This window comes from Listeria grandensis (assembly GCF_014322885.1).
Lineage (GTDB): Bacteria > Bacillota > Bacilli > Lactobacillales > Listeriaceae > Listeria_A > Listeria_A grandensis.
In genome coordinates this window covers 197,675-220,991 of the sequence record NZ_JAASUG010000007.1, presented here as the reverse complement: position 1 = coordinate 220,991, position 23,317 = coordinate 197,675, and the positions used below count along the sequence as shown (strand labels likewise).

Genomic DNA, 23,317 nt, shown 5'->3' with positions numbered 1-23,317 from the left:
CTGATTTCCAAGTCGCGATTGTTCGTCCGCCGATGATTTATGGTCCTGACTGTCCAGGAAACTACGCTCGCCTGGCACAACTCGCCCGCAAAGTACCTGTTTTTCCAGCGATTAGTGGAAACCGAAGCATGATTTTTATCGACAACTTGGCTGCTTTTTTGAAAGAAATTATTTGCGAAAGGGCGAGAGGAATCTATGTGCCTCAAAACAGTGAGGCGATGAACACGACGCAGCTCGTGACACTCATTTCCGAGGCAAACGGGAAAAGAATACGGACTTCGAGGCTCGCGGGCAACGTATGTCGAAAAGTATTACGAAACATACCGATTTTCAAAAAAACATTTGGAAACCTGGTTTTTGAGATGGAAAATACGATAAAATATGAAGCAGTCAGTTTGTCCGATTCTATTTGGAAAACGGAAGGTATGAAAAACCGCTAAAGTTAGATCGGAAATCTAGCCTCAGCGGTTCTTTTTTTATTATAGATGCTTCTGATGGAATTCCAAATGTTCTTCGATGAAACTCGCGATAAAATAATAGCTGTGATCGTAGCCGTCTTGCATGCGCAGCGTCAACGGATAATCTTTTCCATCCACAATATCAGCTAATTTCTCAGGTTGCAACTGCCCATCATAGAACGAATCCCCAGTCCCCTGATCAATCAAAATCGGCGTCTGCATACCACCATCATGTTCTGCTAACAACTTCGTCGCATCCCATTCCGACCAAGCATCCCGATCCTCGCCCAAATACGCATCAAACGCTTTAACACCCCACGGAACCTCCATCGGATTCACAATCGGCGCAAAAGCCGAAATCGAGCGGAAGCGATCAGGATTACGCAGTCCAATCACAAGCGCGCCATGTCCACCCATCGAGTGTCCCATAATCGACTCCGGACCAGTCAAACCAAACGTATCCCGCGCAATCCCCGTAAGCTCCGTCACGATATAATCATACATCCGAAAATTCCGCGCCCACGGTTCCTGCGTCGCGTTCACATAAAATCCAGCACCCTGACCCAAGTCCCAGTCTGCATCATCCGCGACCGCATCCCCACGAGGACTCGTATCCGGCATCAACATTGCCAAACCAAGCTCCGCGGCCCTTTTCTGCGCCCCAGCCTTATGCGTAAAATTATCATCCGTACACGTCAAGCCCGAAAGCCACCAAACGAGCGGCGGCGCCTCAAATTTTTCTTTATTCGGCAAAAACAAGCTAAACGTCATGTCACAACCGAGAACCGTCGAATAATGGCGGTATTTCAACTGAACACCGTCAAAACTCTTATGTTCCTCCAGCAATTCCAATTTTTCAGTCATACGAAAGCACCGTCCGAATCGATTCACCGTTATGCAGCAAATCAAACGCCTCATTAATGCTCGCAAAAGGCAAGCTATGCGTAATAAACGGATCAAGCTTAATTTCACCCTTCATCGCTTGCTCCACCATGCCCGGCAACTCACTGCGCCCCTTCACGCCACCGAACGCCGAACCACGCCACACACGACCCGTCACGAGTTGGAATGGACGCGTACTAATCTCTTTTCCAGCCGCTGCAACACCTATAATCACGCTCTCGCCCCAGCCTTTATGGCAACATTCCAGCGCCGAACGCATCACATCCGTATTCCCGATACACTCAAAACTAAAGTCCACGCCACCATTTGTCATCTCGACAATCACTTCTTGAATCGGCCGCGCGTGATCTTTCGGATTCACAAAGTCTGTCGCGCCCATCTCTTTTGCCAGCGTGAATTTATCCGGATTCGTATCAATCGCGATAATGCGGCTAGCACGAGCTTGCACTGCGCCTTGAATAACCGCCAGACCGATCGCACCCAAGCCAAAAACCGCCACCGTATCGCCAGCTTGCACTTTTGCGGTATTGTGAACCGCGCCAATCCCCGTCGTTACACCACAACCAAGTAAACATGCTTTTTCGAGCGGCGCATCTGGGTTAATCTTAGCAAGTGAAATCTCTGGAATAACGGTGTATTCGCTGAACGTGCTCGTCCCCATATAATGATAAATTGGCTCGCCATTATAAGAAAACCGTGTCGTACCATCTGGCATCAGACCTTTCCCTTGCGTCTCGCGAACGGCTTGGCAAAGATTCGTTTTACCAGATGTACAGTATTCACATTCGCCACATTCGGCTGTGTAGAGCGGAATCACATGATCGCCAACCGCAACACTTGTCACGCCTTCTCCAATCTGGGTGACAATGCCACCACCCTCATGCCCTAAAACGGCCGGGAAAACGCCTTCAGGATCATCACCAGAGAGCGTATAAGCATCCGTATGACAAACCGCCGTATCCGTAATTTTAACCAAAACTTCTCCTTTTTTCGGAGCCTCTACGTCAATTTCAACGATTTCCAGAGGTTTTCCAGGCGCAAAGGCCACTGCTGCACGTGATTTCATAGTTTTATCTTCCTTTCGAAGTTCCTTTTTTATATACAGATTAAGTATACTACAGGTTTTAGAAGGATAACAATGTAAGGTGTTAGCTAATAACAAGAATAAAAGCTAAGCCTGGGAAGCATATCTCCAAAATCATATGAAATATAATAAATGTTCACAGAACTGTAAAAAAAAAGCATGAAATAGGGAGTGATACTGAGGATATTAGAATTTATAAGAATAAAATATATGTTAAGCTAGTTGAGCAAGGCAATGAAATCAGCTGCCCAAGTTAATGTGCAGTAATTGAATAGAGCGTACAACAATACATAAACATAGTCTACCATATTCAGGTCCTTAATCATGCTTTTCAAAAGTTTACAAATTTGTCATAATAAAGCACGGGAAACAGAATGGATTGTGTTGTTTAAATTGTGTTGTTTAATATATAGGAGCACGATATCATAAAATAATAGAAAGAGGGGTTAAAAGGATGAAAAGTAATAAAATTAAAACGATACTCGCAACTATTTTTTTAATTGTTGTGGTAAGTATCTTTGCCACTGGCGGTTTAAAAGTAAACGCAGCAACGACAATGGAGAAAAAACTGTACACATTAGAGAATCCAACATGGATGAGAAATCAAGGGTTGTCTAAGGGAATTGATCACGATCGTCAAGATTTAGGCGTGGTACTTCCAAAGAATGCAACGATCGAGATCAGGCAAACCAATACGAATTTCAAAGGCAATCTCACGCTGGAGTTACTAAATGATGATAATCAAACAGAAAGTTCATATTCTATCGGGAGTTCGTGGGTGAAAATTACGGCGAATAGTGAGGCTGTGCCTTTCATCAAAACAACATTCACGACAGATGCACCAAGCGTAGAATATAGAGTAAGTGACACAGCCGTAGAATTACCAGTATTCAAACAAGGAGATAAAGAGGCAGATTTTTTTGAAAAATGGAATAAAACACAAGCTAGCTTTGGGTTAGTCAGCAATAGATACATCCAAATTTTAGTGCCAACAAGAGATAAAGCCTATTTGGAGAAAATGGATGATTTCTCATCCATCAACGCGCTATTAGCTTACTATGACACGTTATTTGAAACATATAATGAGTTAGCCGGACTTTCTTTTACACCACAACAAGCGACGGATAAAAACATCGTAAACCGTTACTTTGCAAAAGCAGATAAACATGGCGCAGGTGCAGCTTACTATGGCGTAAATTATACTGCAGAAACAAGCGCATCCGTGATTTCATTCTGGTTAAAACCTGGCTGGGGTGGGTTACATGAAATTGGGCATGGCTACCAAGGTTCATTTATGGCGGATTCCACTTTTGGCACAGGGGAGGTTTGGAATAATCTCTACGCAGATTCCATGCAGAAAAAGACGCTTGGAGCGGATTACTATAATGGCTGGCTTTACGCTGGAAACGTAGCGAACATTGAACGTGCTTTTGAAAGAAATACGTATACGGCAAAAACACCGGTGAATAGTTGGCAATTGGGCGAAAAGCTATACATGTTAACACTCATGAAAGATAAAGCAGGGGACAAAGCATTCACGCACTTCAACCAAGCTTATCGTGCGGCGGCGAACGCAAATGCAGTAGGAGAAAACGCGCTACTGCTAGATTTAATCAGCAAATATTTTGGCGAAACGAGCCATTACGATTTCACGGCTTTCATAGAGCTTGTCCAAGGCTCGATGTCAGTGAACCAAAAAACAGAAAATCTATACTCTGGAAACAAAGCCGTTTATCCACTCGCATCCCTGCTTTCGGGAGACAATTTGAAAAAGGCGAGAAAAGACATCAAAGTAGACTCCAAATGGGGCTTAGTAAGCAACGATCAACTAAGCAAATACAAAATAACTAATACGATGAACATCCAGTTCACGATCAATGATTTCACACAAATAAAAGGAAAAACATTGCGGATTAAAGATGGTTCGGATGTCGTTCGCGAAGTTAAGATTACGACGCCAACTGTGACACTTAAAAACATGCCAATCGGTATCTACTCATTAGATATCCCGACAGGAGTGAGCCGTTTTTACGAACCATCGACGAACTATTTGGCAGTTACAGATCATGATACAAGCACATCAATCACGATAAACGAATTGCAAACATCAATGATCGCAGTACAAAAAATGGTATTCAAAGGGCTAGGTGACAGTGTTTTTGCAATAGCGACAGTAGATCCTGAAAAAGGAAGCTTGGAACTTAACGTAACAAGTAGCGCACCGCATTCGTATTTTGCGAACGAATATGCTTCCATTGAAGTGTTTAACGAACAGGGACAGTCTGTTTTTAAGCGAGTAATGAATGGGAGTAAGACAGAAGCCGGCAAATTCCAAACGATAATTAAACCGGGCTATACAATTAAAACAATGCATAAAGAACCTGGTCGTTTTAGCATTCCTGGCGCACCATCTAAGTTAGTGGCAGCAACGACAGAACAGACATTTAAAATGACTAAATATGGTCTCGCAAACGATGTCACTGGTGTAACAGCCCAAGATGCACTAACGAAGTACAAAGCGAAATTGGCTGACCTAGCGAAGGTGATCAGCAACAATAATGCGGTCAAAAATGAGGACTACGCGGCTTTAAAAACCAACCTAAGAAAAGGAATTGCCTATTTAGGAGATACAGACACAGATAAAATCAAATATCAAAAAGACTATACCGAGCTGTTAGCACTCAAAAATGACAACTCACAGAACCTCTTAGATGGGGAGAAGTTCCGATTCCAAATGAAAGGCTTAGGCGACTGGGAATTTGCGAACCTACGTATCAATTTAGATACAAACAAAGCAACAATCTCCCAAAACGCAGGCGAACCGCACTGGTATTTCGCAGGAACCTATGCCACAGTCAAAATTAACAACGCAAAAGGTAAAGAAATTTTCAAAAAAGAATTTAATGGACGAGGTTGGGTCGCGGCATCAGAAAATAATGTCGATATCGCAATCGGCGACTTTATCACGGTAACCCATCAAGAATCCGCTGGTCGCTTAATCGCAACAAATGAAAAGACAGGCGAACGCTATGCGGCCTATCAAGAAGCGACTTACCTTGTCACGACGAATGGTCTCAAAAAAGTAGCCGCGTCGAAAATCCCGACACCAAATGCAAATGAATTAGACGGACAAAGCTTCCAATTCGAGTTTAGAGGTTTAGGTGACTGGAAATTTGCATCAATGGTGTTAGATTTACAGAAAAAACAAGCAAAAATCACACAAAATGCAGGTGAACCACACTGGTATTTTACAGATACCTATGCATCGATTAAAATCCATGATGTGCGTGGCAAGCTTGTGTATACAAAAAACTTCAATGGCCGTGGAAATGTGCCAAGTTCTTTGGATAATGTGACCTTGGATCAAGGATACTATATCACGATCATGCACCAAGAAAACCAAGGGAGACTACTATTTACGAATACAGCAACTAAAGAGGCTTACGCTACAAGCAAACAAGCAACTTATAAAGTAACCACAGACGGCTTGCTAAAAGTAGCAGAATACAGCATTCCAGCGCCAAGTCTTGCAGATGTTGATGGGGAAGTATTCACATACAAGTTCCTTGGATTGGGTAACTGGAATTTTGCTAATCTATCCTTAAACCTATCGACGATGGAACTGGCATTTGCGAAAAATAGCGGACAACCACATGTGTATTTTGACAAAAATTCACCGTACGCAACGATTCAAGTGAAAGATCAGGATGGTAGCGAGGTTTACAGCTACACGATGATTGGAAATGAAAATATGGGTGCAGTTCTGAAAAAAATCAAGCTAGAACAAGGATATTATTTGATTGTGAATCACTTGGAGGCTGCCGGTCGCTTGCAGATGAGTGTTGATAACAAAGCGCAAAATAGTTTGCCAAATCAAAACGTGTGGCAAATTGGCAAAAATGGACTGGTGAAAAAGACATTGTCAGATATCCCAATACCAGACCGTTTTACTAAAAAGAAAATATACAGTAACAATATTGATTTTGCTTTCAAAGGTCTTAGTGATGGTCAATTTGCAACGCTCAATCTAGACAAAGCGAAAAATATGCTACACTTAGATATTAAAGCTTTTCAACCACATTATTACTTTTCAAATGCGTATGCGAGCGTCGAAGTCATCGATGAAACAGGAAAAGTCGTTTATACAAAAGATTTTATTGGAAATGTGACTCAAAAAGCAGAATCATTAGATATACCAATGAAAGATGGCTATACAATCAAGGTCAATCACCAAGAACCAGGCAGGCTCTGGGTAACGGATAGTGAGACAAAAGTAAGATATACTATGCAATCGCAAAACGAGTTTTTAATAGCAGCGAATGGTTTGATAGGGCAGTAAAAGTATAGAATGAGATTGAGACAAAACTAATTTCCACACAAAATAAGCAGGATTTCACGAAACCCATTTTTCGGGTAAGACGTGAATCCTGCTAGATACAAATCGCGCTGGGCAACTATTTACTTAGGTTATGGCCCAGATTTATTTTTTAATGTGACCGTATTGTCATGAATGTGTCCAGAATTGTAAGGTGGACAGAATGTATGAGACGTACCGAAATGGTACAATTGGTAAAAATAGATGGAGGTATAGAAGATGAAAATAAAAACATGGCGTACAACGTTAGGTTTTCGCTTTACACTGATTGGAATGTTACTACTTGCTTTATTTTTAGTAAGTACGACCTTTAATTTTAATGATTCAGCCATTTTTTTATTTGGGTATCGGGTCGTGGCGGGAATTTGTATTGCCCTATTTCTCGTTGGCTATATTAGCAGTTTTTTGAGCATTATTTCGAAACAAGAAAAAAGGTCGATTGGTTTGATTATCCTTTTTGCTTTCGCTAGCCTACTTATTTTGTGGGTCGTCATGGTGATGGCTTTAGGGAGTACGGGTTTCTATGATTGAAGCAGGAGCGGTGTTTGAGGGCTAAGCCTTGACTCCGCTTTTTTTATCGTTATAATTGGGGACAAATGAGGAAAAATTGAGGGTGATGTGGATGGGAAGTACGGTTTTGGTCATGGGTGTCGATATTGGGACGACGAGTACGAAGGCAGTGATTTTTGATGGGAATGGGGAGGTTGTAGCAAGGGAATCGCGAGGCTATCCTTTGTTGACGGATGATTCTGGGATGGCGGAGCAGGAGCCATGCGTGATTTTGGATGCGGTTGTGGCGGCGATTAATGCCGTGATAGAGACGGCGGCGGTGGACGCGAAACAGTTGCTAGCGATTTCCTTTAGTGCTGCGATGCATAGCTTGATTGCGGTGGACGTGGACGGTGAGCCTTTGACGAATTGCATCACTTGGGCGGATCAGCGAAGTGGTGCGGCTTTGGAGCGACGGAAACGCGATTTTTATTTGCATCAAGTGTATGAGAAGACAGGGACACCGATTCATCCGATGAGCCCGTTTGCGAAGCTCTGCTGGTTGCAAGATGATTTTCCAGATGTTGTGGCGCGAACGGACAAGTTTATTGGGATTAAAACCTATGTTTTGCACGCGCTTTTTGGCGAGTATGTCGTGGACGAGGCGTCGGCTTCTGCATCAGGACTGTACAATATGTTGGAACACGACTGGGAGCCGATCGCACTCGACATTACGCGAATCACAGCCTCTAAACTGCCAAAAGTTGTCGGGGAATCGTATCAGCTTCGGGGCGTGGTGTCAGCTTGGAAAGAGGCGCTACACGTGGTTGCGGAAAACACGATTTTCGTCGTTGGCAGCAGTGACGGTGCGCTTGCCAATGTGGGGATCGGCTCGGTTGGTGAGCATGACGTCACGCTGACTGTCGGAACAAGCGGTGCCGTACGCAAATTGACGCAAACGTATCACGTCGATGATTGGCAGCGAACCTTTTGCTATGGCGTCGCGGACGGTTACTTCGTGCAAGGCGGTGCGGTAAACAATGGCGGCGCCGTTCTTGCTTGGGGATTGGAGCAGTTTGGTACGGATGCCGAGCGCGCCACGAACGATTTCACACGTTTTATCGACGATATTGCGCAGACAGAACCAGGCGCAAGTGGTCTCCTTTTTCAACCATATTTACTAGGTGAACGCGCGCCTTACTGGACCGATCAAATTCGTGGTAGTTTCGTCGGGATCACGATTAATCATACACGTGCGCACTTTATCCGAGCTATTTTAGAAGGAATCGCTTTTAATTTGGCACATGTGTACGAAGTAATGAGTGATCCTAGCGACAAAATTCACGTCACCGGTGGCTTGTCGCAACATCCGATTTGGTGCCAGCTCGTTGCCGACGTATTCGACCGCGAAGTCATCGTGCCGCACACAATCGAAGGCTCAAGTCTTGGTGCGGCCATCATCGCGTTATACTCGCTAGACATTTTGCCGACACTAGAACTTCCAAAAAAATGGCCACCAAGCCATGTGTACCAACCGAATCCAGAGAATGTGGCGATTTATAAAAGCCTTCAACCGATTTTCCAACAAATCACGACGCAATTAATGAGTAGTTACGAACGCCTAATTGATTGGCAAAAAAGCCAACTAAATGGTAAGATAGAGAGAAATAACAGATGAGAAGCGCATCGTAACAAAAAAATCGTGGGGTGATACAAATGAACCGCAAATTAGTATGGACGTTAATTATTTTAGTCGGAATTTGTCTGTTAGGGACATTGATCGCAGTATTGGCAAACTTATTTTATTTTCACGCTTAAAGAACTGGCTTCGGCCGGTTTTTTTATTGGTTAAATTTTGAAAGTGGGAACGAATGTGGTAATATAATACACGTATTGGTTTGTCAAAGATAATACTTAATTAAAGAGGGGAAACATGTCGATGAAAAATAAAATAGCGTTATTTCTAATGGCGGTCTTGGTTGTCCTATCACCAGTTACAGCTGGAATGACAGGCGTTTCAAGCATCCAAGCCGAGGCGGCAGTTAAAAATCCTGTCAAAGTATCACTGAGCACGACGACACCAAAACAACGCACGAATGTCACCTTGAACGTAGCAGGTGTGCCTAAAAACACAGCGTACACAGGAACCATCTTTTACAAGTCTAAAAAAACTTACATCTCTGGTAAAGTCGGCACACCTAAGAAATTCAATATCAGCACAGCAACGAAAGGCTATAAAGTCAAAGTAGAGATCGTTGTAAAATACAATAAACAAACGTACAAATCATACGCATACTTCACACCGCGGTGATCTGAATGACAAACCAATATAGATTAAAGCATCTCTTGTTACTCTCTTAATGAGAAGACACAGGAGAGTTTTTTTCGTTGGAAAAGGAAGTAATTTTGACGAGATTTTCAAAAAATGCTATAATGAGGACAAGAAAAGGAAGCCATGCGATAACATGACTCCCTCTAGTAGCTCCGTTAAAAAGACGGTGGCTGAATTGAATTGTTATAAAAATAACCATCGACTCTTGCCGAAGTGAGGATGGTTATTTTTTGTGGTCGTTGTTAAGCTTAATCAATGCAATATCAAGAGCGATTAAGGAAATCAAAAGACTTCCAAAACCGACTGCTAATTGCAAAGCTTCTGCTACAGACACAAGGCATCTCCTTCCTTTAGAGTAAATACTTATTCGCATAAGCATCCCCCCTTCCATTAAGGATAGCCACCATCTTTCACTCGCTACTAATTGTTATTATATCATATATGTGTTGCTTTTGTGATTACGATACATAATGAGTTTTTTTGTGGACTTTAACGACGTATCAATGAAAAGACTGAAAATCTGTGATAATCTGCTTACTTCAACAAACTCAACAACACAACCCCACCCATAATCAATCCAACCCCCGAAAGAATAAACGTCCACTCGAGTGGGCTCTTTTTTTGCTTGAAAATCAGAATTCCACCAATCGTCGCCACAATCACGCACGCTTGTGAAATCGAGAAACTAGTTGCTACACCAAGTACTGCGGTCGCAAGGAACATGCCTAGATTCGCAATCGACCACGATAATCCCGTCAGTAGATTGAACGTGATATTTTTGCGGGAAATGGAAGATTTTTTCACTAAGTTAATGCCAATGGCGCATGTCAGCATCCCGATCGCCTGTGGTAAGATGATAGCGAAACCAGTGACGTGAAGCAGCTGGTTCGTCACGACGTAAAGCGTTAAAAAGAACGAAGATAAAATAACGATAGCGTAGACATGAATGGAAACAGACTCCTTGATATGATTCCCGCGTTTTTGAAATCCGGTCATCACCACCCCAACTAATATGAAAATCACTGCAAAAATCCCAATCACAACGGCGCTCACGGTTTGCCATTCGTGAAAAATGAGGACGGCGAACAGTGTGGCTCCAACGAGTTGCGTGCCATTAGAGATCGGCATCGCCTTAGCGACACTAGATGCCGCGATTCCTTTAAATTGTAGTAATTGTCCAAAACTCCAAAAAATGCCCGATACGAAGCTTACGATAAATGAAGCGAGTGTGACTTCGGGAGACACCATCCAAAACAAAATAAACGCGAATACAAGTGCGCTAATCGACGTCCCGAGTAATTGCTCTTCTGGGGTGCTTTTTCGCAAGTTCGCAATGATTGGCATAAAGCCCCAACCAAGAACAGGTAATAAGGCAACAAAATAAATCAACATAACAAGCTTCCTCTCCTAATTAATGATGCCTTTTAAACGTATCATGCGCGTTATGAGTCGGCAATATACCAAAATTACGGTATTCAATGCGGTAATTTTCGTAGTTTTCGGCGTGGGAACTTTGTAATAGAATAGGTTTAGGGAAAGGAAATCAAAAATGAAAGCGGTAACGAAAATGATTGCAAATCGTGAAAAAAATATCATCCAGTTTCTAATGAAGGCAGGCCAGACACGTGTAGGGGCGATTGCGGACCACCTGGGACTTTCAGAAAAAACCGTATCTAATTCGCTCAAGGAAATCGATCCAATGTTACAAGCGTTCGGAGTAACCGTCGTGCGCAAACCGAAAATCGGCGTGTATCTGGAAGGGGATAGTCAGGCATTCACACAAGTAGCGCGGTTCATCGAGAACCAAGCAAGTACGATTCCCTCGACGAAAGAAGAGCGCGTCATCTACATTTTCATCCAGCTACTAAAAGCAAGCGATTACGTAACGATTCAAAAGCTCGCAGAAGCGCTTTACATCAGCCGCGCAACGATTGAAAAAGACATGATCGAAGTCACTAAAATGTTGGAAAACGAAGGCGTGGCGCTTTATAAAAAGCCGAGTAAAGGCATGAAACTACTCATTGATGAACGCGAAAAGCGCGCCTTAACATCGAAGTTTATTAGCAATTTCTGGGGTAGCAACTGGTATTTAAAGCAAGAGGGGGAAAAAGTTCTGCAAGCGTTTGATACGATTCAGGCGGATGTCACCGGTATTTTTCCAGAAGAAGGCTTGAAAGAAATCATTGCGATTGTTCGCGAATTCAGTGAGACACACGATTTCGAGTTTACGGATTACGCCTTTCAGTCGATTGTTATCCATTTAGCCATTGCGGTGGAGCGAATTCGGAAAGAAGAATATGTGGGAAATCTGGCAAGTAGTGTCATGAAAGACGCGTTGGCATCGCAGCAACAAAACACCGAGGCGCTCGTTACGATGCTTGAAGAAAGCCTAGATATCAGCATTCCTGACTTTGAAATTGGCTATATTCAAATGCATTTAACCGCCGCGTACAATCAGCGAAATGACGATTTTTTCAGCAACCCGGTTGATCCACAAGACGATGTTGCGGGATTTATTGCCGCGTGTTTGGCGCAAATGGCGTATGATCAAGAGCTGTTAGAGGGCCTCACAACACATATGAAATCCGCGATTAATCGATTGCAACTCGGCATGCATTTTAAAAATCCGTACCTTAGCAAAATCAAGCAGAACTTTCCCAGAGCATTCGAGGAGGCGCTTTATTTAAAGACAAACGTGGAGCAAAAGTATGGCGTACAAGTGAATGAGGATGAGACGGCATATATTGCGCTTCATTTCGAGGCCTATCATGAGCGCATCCGTTCCTTCCCCGATCCAATCCACGTGGCGCTTGTCTGTAGCACCGGCCTTGGTTCGTCTAGACTGCTCGCTGCTCGGATTAAGAAATACTTCCCAATGATCAAAATCGAAAAAATCCTCTCTGTGCAGGCGATGATGGAGACGCGCATCGATGTGGATCTTGTTATCAGTACGATTTATCTGGAGCTAGAGGGCATTCCGAGCATTGTTGTGAGCCCGATGATGAGTAAAGAAGATTTGCAACAAGTCGAGCGACATATGGAACAGGCGCGATATCGGAATAAAACGCGTAGACAGCCGTTTCTAGACTTGATCCAACCGGAATATATTTTTGCGAAACTAGCGGTGGCAACGATGGAAGAGGCTATCGCGGCAATTGGAAAGGAACTTATCACACAAGGCATCGCGCAGGTGGGAATCGTTGAAAGCGCGCTTCGCCGGGAAGAACTATCGTTTACCTCGTTTGACCAGATGGCAACGCCGCACGCGGAACCAGCGCTTATCAACGAATCCGCGATCATCGTTGCCACGTTAGAAAAGCCTGTCAAATGGGGACTCGTCAACGTGGATAAAATTTTTTTCATCGCGCTGACGGAACAGAATGATCTTGATTTGGACGCGGTATATGAGCAATTTTATAAATATATTGATAATAAACGATGGATGGAACGACTCACGCAACTAGGAACGTCAGAAGCAATATATGAACATTTAATAAAGGATGGGATGTAATGGAAGTCAAAGATATTTTAACGAAGGAACTCGTCGTATTCGATTTGGAGGCGACAACGAAAGAAATGGCGATTGAGGAAATGGCGGCAATCATGGATGCGCACGATATTTTGACGGATAAAGCGAGCTACATTCAGGCTGTTTTCGACCGCGAAACCCACGCTACCACGGGAATTGGCAACAACATCGCAATCCCCCACGGTAAAAGTGAGAGCGTCAAAAATTCTGCCATCGTTTTTGCGAAGACGAGCCATCTGATTGAATGGGAATCGCTCGATGATGAGCCGGTAAATATGATTTTTCTCCTTGCCATCAGTGACGCCGACAAGACAGATGGACATTTGAAAATCCTTGCTGAAATTGCGACAAAGTTAATGGACGACGATATCGTCGCGGGGTTGAAAGAAACGAGAGATGAAGAAGAAGTCATCCGTATTTTAAATGAGGGAGTGGTAGAAGTATGAAACGCAAAATTATCGCAGTAACCGCATGTGCGACGGGTGTTGCACACACATACATGGCAGCGCAAGCTTTGAAAAAAGGCGCGAAAAAGATGGGCGATCTGATTAAGGTGGAAACCCAAGGCGCGACTGGAATCGAGAACGAATTAACCGAAAAAGACGTGAACATTGGCGAAGTTGTCATTTTTGCAGTGGATACGAAAGTGCGGAATAGTGAGCGCTTTGCTGGGAAGACGATTCTCGAAGTTCCTGTCAGCGCGCCGATTAAAGACGCCGAAAAAGTGATTAATGAAGCACTGAAACTAATCGATGAAAAATAGGGGGAAACGAATATGTTTAGAAAAATTGGGAGCGAGCTTAAAAAACATGTTTTAACAGGTATTTCATATATGATTCCACTCGTTATCGCGGGTGCGGTGATCATGGCGATTGCGCGTGTTGGTGGTTCTTTTTATGGGATTACGGACATTTGGGACGCGAAATATGCGGATAGTGCCAATGGTATTATTTCGTTGTTGCATAGTCTTGATGGGTTTGGCGGCTTGGCGCTGGGCATGATGTTCCCGGTGATTGCGGCCTTCATCGCCTATTCGATTTCGGATAAGCTGGGAATTGCACCAGGACTCATCGGTGGATTGCTCGCACGTGATATTGGCGCAGGATTCCTCGGCGCGCTTGCAGCAGGTTTGATCGCAGGTTACGCGTGTCTATTAATTAAAAAACATGTCAAATTACCAAAAGCAGCAGCGTCGATCGTACCGGTCTTTTTAGTGCCAGTATTCGGGACGCTGATCACGGTTCTCATCATTAATTATGTTGTCGGCATTCCATTTGCGGATCTAAACAAAGCGCTAGAGGCATGGCTAAACGGCATGTCAGGGACGAATCAAATTTTGATGGCGGCGATTATTGGGGCGATGGTTGGCTTTGACTTAGGCGGACCTGTGAACAAAGCGGCCGTTACAACAGCGATGGCACTTTTGACGAGTGGCATTTACGCACCGAACACAGCAGCGCAAGTCGCGATCATCATTCCGCCACTAGGCCTAGGTTTGGCGACACTTATTGCCAAAAGAAAATACAACACCGAAATGCGTGAAGCTGGGAAATCCTCGCTGATTATGGGACTTGTCGGCATTAGTGAAGGCGCGATTCCATTTGCAGTCGAATCCCCGCTCAAAGTCATCCCAGCAACGGTTCTAGGTTCAGCAATCGGTGGAGCTCTAGCAGTAGGGCTAGGCGCGATCAACCAAGCGCCAATCAGCGGTTTCTATGGCTGGTTTACCGTGCAAAACTGGTGGTTCTATATTGTAGCCATCGCGGTTGGAGCGCTCGTTGTTGCAGGTATGTCTGTCGCTTTGCGTAAAGATAGCGCTGGTCATGAAGAATCGTATACAGTGGACGAAGATGATTTTGACGAAGCAGAATGGGAAGCTTAAAAAACGGAGGTAATTATGGTTAAAGCACACATTGTCAATCATACGCATTGGGATCGGGAATGGTATTTTACGTCCGCCGATGCGTTAGTGTTAAGTGAACAACTTTTTACAGAGGTCATCGAGGAGTTGCAGAAGCATCCAGAGGCGAATTTCGTGTTGGACGGGCAATTGTCGATTTTGGATGATTATGTCGCCCTGTATCCTGAAAAATTAACCGACATACAGCAGTTGATCGCGGATAAACAACTATTTATTGGGCCATGGTTTACACAAACAGACGCTTTTTTCGCGCACGGCGAATCGATTTTGCGGAACGCGATGATTGGCATTTTTGATAGCAAAAAATATGGCGACTACATGAAAATCGGTTATTTGCCAGATACGTTTGGTTTTAACGCCCAAATGCCGACATTGCTTGCCCACGCTGGTTTTGATAATATCATTTTTTGGCGCGGTATTCATCTCGGTGAGCAGGTGCAATCAACGTATTTTAAGTGGCGGGGATTGGGCGATGAGGCGGAAATTTACGCGATTAATATGCCTCAAGGTTACGGAACGGGGATGTTACTTGAGCCGACGTCGGCGTATGTGAATGGGCGTCTAGACCCCGCAATTGATTTTATTACGCAGTATAGCCAGACGAAAGAAGTACTGATTCCATCGGGAAATGACCAACTAAACATCATCACTGATTTTTCCGGGAAATTAGCGCAAATAAACGAGATGGGGCGTCATTCTTACGCTTTGAGTACGTATCAGGATTTTATTAAGTATGTGAAAACATTACCTGATTTGGAGCGCTTTCGAGGCGAATTCCGAAGCCCCGTACTCGCTCGTGTTCACAAAACAATCGGTTCAAGCCGCATGAATATCAAGCTTAAAAGCGCCGAACTGGAGCAAAAACTGCTCACGCGCATCGAACCGTTACTGGTTATTGCTAAAGCATCTGGCATCCACATCAGCGAGCGCTTGCTCATGCACACTTGGAAAAAGTTGCTGGAAGGGCAAGCCCACGATAGTCTAGCAGGTTGTGTCTCCGATCCTGTTGCCGAAGATATTTTGCATCGGATGAAGGAGGCCGACGAATTATGCGATAGCATCGAAAACACGATTGTTAAGAAAATCGCGGACGACCTGTCGCTTGCGAGCAACGAAATCCTTGTTTTCAACACGGAGCTTACCAGATTTAGCGGCTATAAAGACATCGAGGTAATCACGAAAACGAAGCAGATTCATTTTCCGGAATATCCAGACGCAACGATCACACAAGAAACATACATTGAAGCCAGAGAAAACGTGTTAGAAGAGACGCCGGCAGGGAATCAATTTATTGAAGAACCAGGATATTATGTGTTGCAAGTGAGGCTGGGCATAGATCTGCCAGGATTGGGTTACAAAGTAATTGCGTTTGAGGAAACCAAGCAATCACTGTATGCGATGACCCAGACAGACAAAACAGAGATTCAGAATGAGCATTACAAAATTGCTTTTCAAGACGGCGGAATCACGCTAGAAACACCAGATGGCGCGAAGCAACCAGTTTTCATCGAGTTAGAAGATAGCGCCAATGCTGGTGACACGTATGACTACTCCCCGTTAGCAGGCGATGAGCCACGCTCGTTCTTGTTCACGGAGGCAAACACCGAAAAGTCGCCAAAAGTGGAGCGCTTAATTTTGTCAGGGGTAGGGAAGCTCCCGTTTGATTTAGATGACCGATTGAATGGTGCGAAGGAAGGTGAACTAGACATCCAAATGACGCTAGAACTCAAAATCGGCAGCGAATTACTTTTTTGTAATATCGAAGTGAATAACCAGATTCTGAGTCATCGTCTTCGCCTAAAAATCAACACCGGCGTGAAAACAACGACAAACATCGCGTCACTGCCATTTGGCTATCTCGAAAGAACACCAGGCGTACCGGCGAATTGGCAGGAAACCTATAGCGAAATGCCGATCGATATCGAGCCATTGGAACAAAGTGTCACGCTGAGCAACTCAACAAGAAGCTGCACGATCTTCACACGAGGCATCAAAGAATACCAACAACACGGCGATCAGTTAGCGCTAACGCTTCTCGCAACGACCAGTCAACTCGGCAAACCAGATCTCGCATACCGTCCAGGCCGCGCATCAGGAGACACGACCAAAAAAGGCCATATTCTCATCCAGACAGAAGGCGCCCAGCTCGTCGGTACCCACACATTTTCACTCGCAATCCATCTGAGCAGTACGACTTTCGATGCCGCTAGAACAGCACAAAAAAACCGCGAATTTAATGCGACAACCGTGTCCTATCAACGCCAAGCTTACAATTATTTTTTGCATCGGCTAGATAATAAAATCCAGAAAACCGAACAACAACGAGGCTTACCGCGCACCCTAGAACTCATCGACATACCAAAAGAATACCTCGTTTCGGCGTGCTATCCCTCCTACTATGAAGCAGACAAATACATCATTCGACTCGAAAATCCAACAAGCACACCACAAAAACTGGAACCAACGCAGATCACAGAAGCAAAAATCGAATTACTAAACGCCATCGAAGAACCCCTACCAAATCAAGATTTCACCATTCCAGCGATGGATGCCATAACATTACGATTACCAATTTAAAAAGTAGTATGAATTCGAGTCAAAACCATGTTTCCACTTGCCTTTTCCAAGAAATAAAGGTATATTAGTACATGAGCCGTTTTTAGAAATGGCAGCTAATTTGTCATGCTAGATGGGGACGTAGCGGAGCCCTGTAACCCACAATCCGCTCTAGTGGGGTTGAATTCCTTACCGAGGCTTTGTACCTGTTTGGTCAGCCCTTTGTAAGTGGTGTTGACGTCTGGGTCTTGCGCAATGGGAACCTGCGAACCATGTCAGGTCCGGAAGGAAGCAGCATTAAGCAGTGCTTTCCATGTGCCGTGAGGTCGCCTGGGCTGAGCTAACTGCAGAGGTAACGCAGATGGATACATCGCCGGAGTAAGGTGCATGGCATTATAATTTAGAATGTACGAGCCTTCTTTCTTCATTGAGAGGAGGCTTTTTGTTGGACTCGTTTGAATGACATGAGTTACGCCTCGAATATGCATGTAATCCACCTATAGCTGTTCGAATAACGCCAAATAACGAGTATCTTGCCCCTGTCGCGAAGACATCATAACGCGATTGATGTATCTAATTACCCTCATATAAGCTATACTAGATAAAAGGGGTGAATGAAATGCCAGTAGAAAATCAAGGTGTGAATTTGCTAGAACTGCGGAAATCTCCAAAGTTGAGCCCCGAAATACAAGGGGAAATAGAGGATTACGTGACGTGGGAACGAGAAGACAAGCTATACTTCGGTCGAATTGAAAAAATGCTCATCAACTCAGCCATTGTAGCGATCGACGAAGATTTACAAAAGGAACACAATGCACCAGTACGTACAGTTGTGAATTTTAAGAAGTATCAGGTGGTTGAGGTGGAATAGGAATAAGCGAGGATGGTAGCCATTGATCTAAAAAATCAATAGACACCTTCCTCGCCTTTTTTATGGGCTTATTTCACCACTTTTTTATTCACGACGGGACTTACATTATTAGCAGCATCGAACTGCTTAATGGAAAGACTAGTTCCGCTTTTTTGTTTTGCAATCTTTACACTATATTTACCTTTTGCATCTACTTTTGCAGATCCAAGAAGCTTTGTTTGGAAGTAAACGCGTACTGTGGCGCCTTTTTCACCTGTGCCAGTTACTGTCGTTGATGTACTCTTAATGGTATTGACAGTGGGTGCTTTTGGCGGCGTCACATCTTTTACTGTAATGGTCGTGGCTTTGCTAGTGCGTTTCGCCAAATCTGTAATTTGAATGTTTAGTTTGCTATTAGCTGGTTGTTTTGCGATCTTCAAGCTGAATGAGCCTGTTGGCGTCGCGTTTCCACTTGCTACGATTTGATTTTTGCTGTTTTTTACAACCACTCTTGCGGATTCAACAGTTTGTCCTTTGATGAGTGTGTCTTTATCAGTGAATGTCGTTACTTTTGGTGCAGCAGGAATGGCGCCACGTGCTACAGTCATGCGTGCTTTTGTTTCGTTCGTGCCATTTTTGAAGGTTAGTGTTAGTGGGGCTCCCGATTTTTGCAACGGAACCCAGACTTTATATTGCCCAGTGGCTGTGGCTTTCCCCTCACCAATTTTCTTGGTTCCTTGGAAAACTTTGACTTCGGTGTTGGCTAATGCTTTACCAGTTGCGTAATTGGTGTTGTCGAAAAGTGTAGCAGGTTGTGCTTTGATAATATTTTTGGATAGTGCGTGCCAAATGTTGATTTTACCGTAACCAGCTTGGATATTAAAGAAATCAGATAGCGGTGCTGGAGAAATAGATTCGCCGTATTCATAGAAGGACATTCTTTCTTCACTGTTATTTTCCTGCTCAGTACTAGAAAATTCAAGTGGATTTGTCGTTGTTCGTAAAATTTGACGAATCTCAGCAGGTTTCAATGCTTTGTTTTGACCTTTGAGTAAGCCAACAAGTGCTGTAACATGAGGTGTAGCCATGCTTGTTCCACCCATGTAAGCGATGTTGCCATCTGGAATTGTGCTGGCAATCTTACTTCCAGGAGCTACTACATCCATCTCTCGACCATAGTTGGAATAACTAGCTACGATACCAAATGAGTTAGTTGCGCCAACGGCAATGGTGTATTTTGAATTGGCAGGATAAGGAATGCTACTCACTCCATCGTTACCAGTCGCGGCAACAACGGTGATTCCTTTTGCCTCTGCATTTTTCAGAACGTATTCTAATGTTTGGCTATATTCCCCACCAAGGCTGAGGTTGATAACATCCACTTTTTGATCTACCGCATACTGGATACCACGAGCTATTTCATCTGTTTCGCCATTTCCCTCTGCGTTTAGTACTTTAATAGGTAGAATCGTCGCATTATTTGCGATACCTTTCATGCCTAAATTGTTTTCTGAATTTGCCCCGATGATTCCAGCAACATGGGTGCCGTGGCCGCTGTCGTCAAGGTAGGAGCCATCACCGTTTGGCTCAACAAAGCTCTTGGCGTTGCTGATATCTACTCTGCCTTGAAGTTCTTTCAAACGACTATCGACACCAGAGTCAACCACCGCTACTTTAACTGGTGCTAACTTTTGACTGGCTGTAGATTTCCAAAAATCATCATACTGAATATCAACATTTGCCGCATCTTTCAATACAGAATTCTTATTAATCGCCCATTGATAGGCATCGTATGACCCACTTGATTTCGAATAGGTCGTCACTTCCTCCACATATTCCACCTCTGGAAGGCTATCCAGTGCTTGTTTTCTTGTATTGGCTTCGAGTTTACTGAAACTTTTGATGGAATTATCAGATATTGGCTGATATATCGTGTAAAAGTCATCCATAATCACGGACGGTGAGTCATCGAGTGTAGTAGTTTTCATACTGTATTCGCTAGCTTTTTTTATCAGGTTTTTTGGTGATGTGTTTGGTTTCATTTTTACGATAAATTTACTTGTACCTGATTTGGCAAAAGTAGCAGAGACATTTAAACTATCGAAAATACTACTGAGGCTACTACCGGCTAAATTTTGACTATCTATTTTATTTTCTAAAGCCGCAATATCTTTCGCTAAAGAAGTTGGCACTGTGTCTTTGATAAGCGCTGAAATTGCGTGGAACGCTTTGGCTTCCTCTTTAGAAATCGTGTATTCTCGTTTTTCAGCAGCAGCTTTGATAACTGGGCGTAAAACTTTTAAATTGTTGTAAAACGCATCGCGAGAGCTACTATTTTGCAAGAATTCTTCTACTAGAAATGGAGAAGCTTTGTAGTATAGTTTAGAGATTTCCTTACCCGCATCAGAGCTTGCAAGTAAGCCATCGAGAATAGAACGCACATTTTTTAGAATGTCGGCAGCATCCTCTTTGTTCATAACAGCCGTTTGAACAGCATCTTTCGCGCTTTTCTCGGCAGGATGGTCCGGTGATATAAATACTTCTTCATATTTTAAAGAATAAGGCGCAACAGTCGATGGAACGCTCTTTGGAATATAGGAAACCTTCAACCAATATTCTCCGTCCCAAGCATCGGGAAAGTTAACAGTGGCAGTATTATTTTTACCAGTGCCGACGCGATAGTTAAAGAACGTATCATCAGATAAGGCGCGCTCCTTACTAGGATAAATCGATAAAGATAAGATTTGTTTACTTGTTAATGTTACTTTGAAATGCGTGTGGCCAGAATCATTACTAGTTGGTGCTACAATTTTGTACCAAGCTTCACTTTCTTCTGCAGGGAATGTAGCATGGGTTGTTTCTTCGGCCTTTAACAATGTGGCAGAAGGGTCAGTTTTTGTTACCGCTTTCACGTGCGAAAAAGGCAAGCAGGCAAGGAGTAGGACAGTAAATATAATCAGTATTCTTTTCAATGGTATAACCTCATTTCCTAGGATGTCTTTCTATTTTATTGTAGCTAGGAAATTCCCAAAAGACAAGATGTATTTATAAAAAAATTATATAAAAGACATTGTTATCTTTTGAAGTTAATGAAAGCGTTATATACTGCGTTCGATGGAAAGAAATATGAATATTATATGACACTCCTCTTCTTTTTCGTACGGCAAAATGTGAATTGGAACCAGCTCTCTAACGCGAAACTTAATTTAGATGGTAAGTATCATTTTTTCATTCAGAATCAAGAATTAGAAAATGCTTTTTCATGCTTAATTATGCTATAATATTGTAAATTACGAATGAACCTACACGAGGAGTCGGACTAATGAAATTCACAAAAAAATCATGGGGAATTGCAGTGTTGACAGTCATCTGTATCATCGCTATCCCAACGATCATTTTCACTATAAACAAAGCGAAGGCGAGTACAGCGATCGACAAACGGATCGCGGCATACGGCATCCCATCCGATGGTATTATTGATATAAGCAAGCTTACCCATGACTTCAAAAGCGGTGGTTACAGTCGGATTATCACGACAAAAAAAGACATGGCGAAGTGGAAAGCTTATCTCGAAAATCCGAAGCACGAAGATGTGAATTACGACATTACTTACGACAAGAACAGCAAGGAAGTTCGCAAAAAGAAAAACACGAATGACCCGCAAAGCACGGATTGGTATTATATTTTCCGTTATGATCAAGGAGAAGTGACCGTGAACATGAGTGTTTTCGGGAACTGGATTGATCCTGAGGACGACGAATCCAAAGATTACAGCGCGCTGCTTACCTATCCTAAAGTTAACTAGAAAAATGGTTCTATAATAAGTGTCAGGGCAGGAATAATCTACCTCAACATTTATTAAAGAACCATTTTTGTATCTTTCTAGGTTACAAAGCCGCTAAATTCCTCTGTATAAACATAAACAAATCTAAAAGGAGATCCGTTTCATTACTTCTATCAAAAGCAGCTACAATATTTTGATCTTCGCCATCGTTTTCTAAGTCGATAATTTTGATATGATACTTATTCTCTAGCGTGCCGTCGTTCATTCCTGAATATAAAAAGGTCAGGCCTTTACCAAGTGAAACCAAAGATAGGCCTTCATCAAGTTCTTTCACATAACAATTTGCCTTCACATTGAAACCATTCTTGAGACACTGGCTGACCACGTAATCTACAATAACAGGCGACTGTTGCCTTTCAAGTAAGATAAAAGTTTCCTGACTTAAATCAGCAAAACGCAATTTTTTCTTATGACATAGCGTTGAATCAACAGGCATAGCAATTTGTAAATGATTTTTCATAAACATCGCTTTCTCAACGTCCTCACTAGATGGAATATAAGTTAATAAATTAAAAACCAAATCATATTGACCACTAGAAAGTCCATCAGCTAGCTTCATTGGTGTATCCTGTTTCATCACAAATTGGACATTAGGCCGGCTACTTTTAAAACGTTTCAATAGCTCGAACATGATACCCATATTGAAATTCGCGAGATAACCGATTTTTATAATTGGGGATGTTGAATCTAGATGTGCTTGCTTATCAAACATATGAGCTAGCTTATCTACACGCTTTAAAACATCATTTACTTCTGTTAAAAACTGTTCGCCAGCTTTTGATAATGCAATTGTATGACTATGCCTGATAAATAGTTCCACACCTAATTCCATTTCTAATTCTTGTATGCGCCTACTTAGCGTTGGTTGCGAAATATACAGTTTCTCGGAAGCTTTTGTAAAACTACTCTCCGAAGCAACGGTAACAAAATACTTCAAGGTTGTTAACTTCATCATAACTCCATTCCAATCCAATGT

At 43.1% G+C, this 23,317-nt stretch carries 18 protein-coding genes and 1 other RNA gene; 13 read left to right on the top strand and 6 right to left on the bottom strand.

The window, feature by feature from the left end:
* On the top strand, positions 1 to 440 hold a 440-nt coding region (locus tag HCJ54_RS11285), incomplete at its 5' end, for a Rossmann-fold NAD(P)-binding domain-containing protein (RefSeq protein ID WP_483403570.1).
* A gap of 39 nt (positions 441 to 479) precedes the next feature.
* Here HCJ54_RS11285 and fghA read toward each other — a convergent pair.
* Together fghA and HCJ54_RS11275 are read right to left on the bottom strand one after the other, a co-directional pair.
* The gene (gene fghA, locus HCJ54_RS11280; RefSeq protein WP_280527068.1) at positions 480 to 1,322 is read right to left on the bottom strand and encodes an S-formylglutathione hydrolase; all 843 of its coding nucleotides are present in this window, start codon (positions 1,320 to 1,322) and stop codon (positions 480 to 482) included.
* Positions 1,315 to 2,427 carry an S-(hydroxymethyl)glutathione dehydrogenase/class III alcohol dehydrogenase gene (locus HCJ54_RS11275; protein ID WP_187137691.1) on the bottom strand — a complete coding sequence of 371 codons (1,113 nt, stop codon included), beginning with the start codon at positions 2,425 to 2,427 and terminating at the stop codon, positions 1,315 to 1,317. The genes fghA and HCJ54_RS11275 overlap by 8 nt, the downstream gene beginning before the upstream one ends.
* Before the next feature lie 472 nt (positions 2,428 to 2,899).
* Here HCJ54_RS11275 and HCJ54_RS11270 point away from each other — a divergent pair, with 472 nt between their 5' ends.
* The 4 genes from HCJ54_RS11270 (at position 2,900) to HCJ54_RS11245 (ending at position 9,620) form a co-directional block, all read left to right on the top strand.
* Positions 2,900 to 6,784 (top strand): putative mucin/carbohydrate-binding domain-containing protein, encoded by a 3,885-nt coding sequence (locus HCJ54_RS11270; protein WP_244966943.1) that lies wholly within the window; start codon positions 2,900 to 2,902, stop codon positions 6,782 to 6,784.
* A 255-nt stretch (positions 6,785 to 7,039) separates the two neighbouring features.
* A complete protein-coding gene (locus tag HCJ54_RS11255; protein ID WP_187137690.1) occupies positions 7,040 to 7,351 on the top strand; it encodes a hypothetical protein in 312 nt (103 codons plus the stop codon).
* Between the two features lie 91 nt (positions 7,352 to 7,442).
* Positions 7,443 to 8,987, top strand: coding sequence for a gluconokinase (locus tag HCJ54_RS11250; protein ID WP_244966942.1), 1,545 nt, complete (start codon positions 7,443 to 7,445; stop codon positions 8,985 to 8,987).
* A gap of 261 nt (positions 8,988 to 9,248) precedes the next feature.
* Positions 9,249 to 9,620 (top strand): hypothetical protein, encoded by a 372-nt coding sequence (locus tag HCJ54_RS11245; RefSeq protein ID WP_185526009.1) that lies wholly within the window; start codon positions 9,249 to 9,251, stop codon positions 9,618 to 9,620.
* A gap of 244 nt (positions 9,621 to 9,864) precedes the next feature.
* Here the strand turns inward: HCJ54_RS11245 and HCJ54_RS11240 are convergent, their stop codons facing one another.
* Both HCJ54_RS11240 and HCJ54_RS11235 read right to left on the bottom strand, forming a co-directional pair.
* Entirely contained in the window at positions 9,865 to 9,975 is a 111-nt protein-coding gene (locus HCJ54_RS11240) for a putative holin-like toxin (RefSeq protein WP_222713019.1), read from the bottom strand.
* A 200-nt stretch (positions 9,976 to 10,175) separates the two neighbouring features.
* Positions 10,176 to 11,033: a GRP family sugar transporter gene (locus HCJ54_RS11235; RefSeq protein WP_187137688.1), complete on the bottom strand. Its 858-nt coding sequence runs from the start codon at positions 11,031 to 11,033 to the stop codon at positions 10,176 to 10,178.
* A gap of 157 nt (positions 11,034 to 11,190) precedes the next feature.
* On the opposite strand from HCJ54_RS11235, the gene HCJ54_RS11230 reads away from it, so the two are divergent.
* From HCJ54_RS11230 to HCJ54_RS11200, 7 genes are all read left to right on the top strand, one after another.
* Positions 11,191 to 13,152, top strand: coding sequence for a BglG family transcription antiterminator (locus HCJ54_RS11230; protein ID WP_187137687.1), 1,962 nt, complete (start codon positions 11,191 to 11,193; stop codon positions 13,150 to 13,152).
* Complete coding sequence (locus tag HCJ54_RS11225; RefSeq protein ID WP_036067684.1) at positions 13,152 to 13,616, top strand: PTS sugar transporter subunit IIA; 465 nt, start codon at positions 13,152 to 13,154, stop codon at positions 13,614 to 13,616. Before HCJ54_RS11230 ends, HCJ54_RS11225 begins: the two co-directional genes overlap by 1 nt.
* Complete coding sequence (locus tag HCJ54_RS11220) at positions 13,613 to 13,933, top strand: PTS fructose transporter subunit IIB (protein ID WP_036060685.1); 321 nt, start codon at positions 13,613 to 13,615, stop codon at positions 13,931 to 13,933. Before HCJ54_RS11225 ends, HCJ54_RS11220 begins: the two co-directional genes overlap by 4 nt.
* Positions 13,934 to 13,945: 12 nt before the next feature.
* Positions 13,946 to 15,052, top strand: coding sequence for a PTS fructose transporter subunit IIC (locus HCJ54_RS11215; protein ID WP_187137686.1), 1,107 nt, complete (start codon positions 13,946 to 13,948; stop codon positions 15,050 to 15,052).
* A 15-nt stretch (positions 15,053 to 15,067) separates the two neighbouring features.
* Entirely contained in the window at positions 15,068 to 17,668 is a 2,601-nt protein-coding gene (locus tag HCJ54_RS11210) for an alpha-mannosidase (RefSeq protein WP_187137685.1), read from the top strand.
* 103 nt (positions 17,669 to 17,771) lie between these two features.
* Positions 17,772 to 18,038: signal recognition particle sRNA large type (gene ffs, locus HCJ54_RS11205), an RNA gene on the top strand.
* Between the two features lie 228 nt (positions 18,039 to 18,266).
* Entirely contained in the window at positions 18,267 to 18,518 is a 252-nt protein-coding gene (locus HCJ54_RS11200; RefSeq protein WP_036067679.1) for a DUF2187 domain-containing protein, read from the top strand.
* A gap of 68 nt (positions 18,519 to 18,586) precedes the next feature.
* On the opposite strand, the gene HCJ54_RS11195 is transcribed toward HCJ54_RS11200, so the two are convergent.
* Positions 18,587 to 21,469, bottom strand: a complete 2,883-nt coding sequence (locus HCJ54_RS11195; protein WP_187137684.1) for a S8 family serine peptidase — start codon at positions 21,467 to 21,469, stop codon at positions 18,587 to 18,589.
* Between the two features lie 350 nt (positions 21,470 to 21,819).
* On the opposite strand from HCJ54_RS11195, the gene HCJ54_RS11190 reads away from it, so the two are divergent.
* On the top strand, positions 21,820 to 22,302 hold the full coding sequence (locus HCJ54_RS11190) for a hypothetical protein (RefSeq protein WP_187137683.1): 483 nt from the start codon (positions 21,820 to 21,822) through the stop codon (positions 22,300 to 22,302).
* An 82-nt stretch (positions 22,303 to 22,384) separates the two neighbouring features.
* On the opposite strand, the gene HCJ54_RS11185 is transcribed toward HCJ54_RS11190, so the two are convergent.
* Positions 22,385 to 23,293, bottom strand: coding sequence for a LysR family transcriptional regulator (locus tag HCJ54_RS11185; protein ID WP_187137698.1), 909 nt, complete (start codon positions 23,291 to 23,293; stop codon positions 22,385 to 22,387).
* Positions 23,294 to 23,317: the final 24 nt, after the last annotated feature.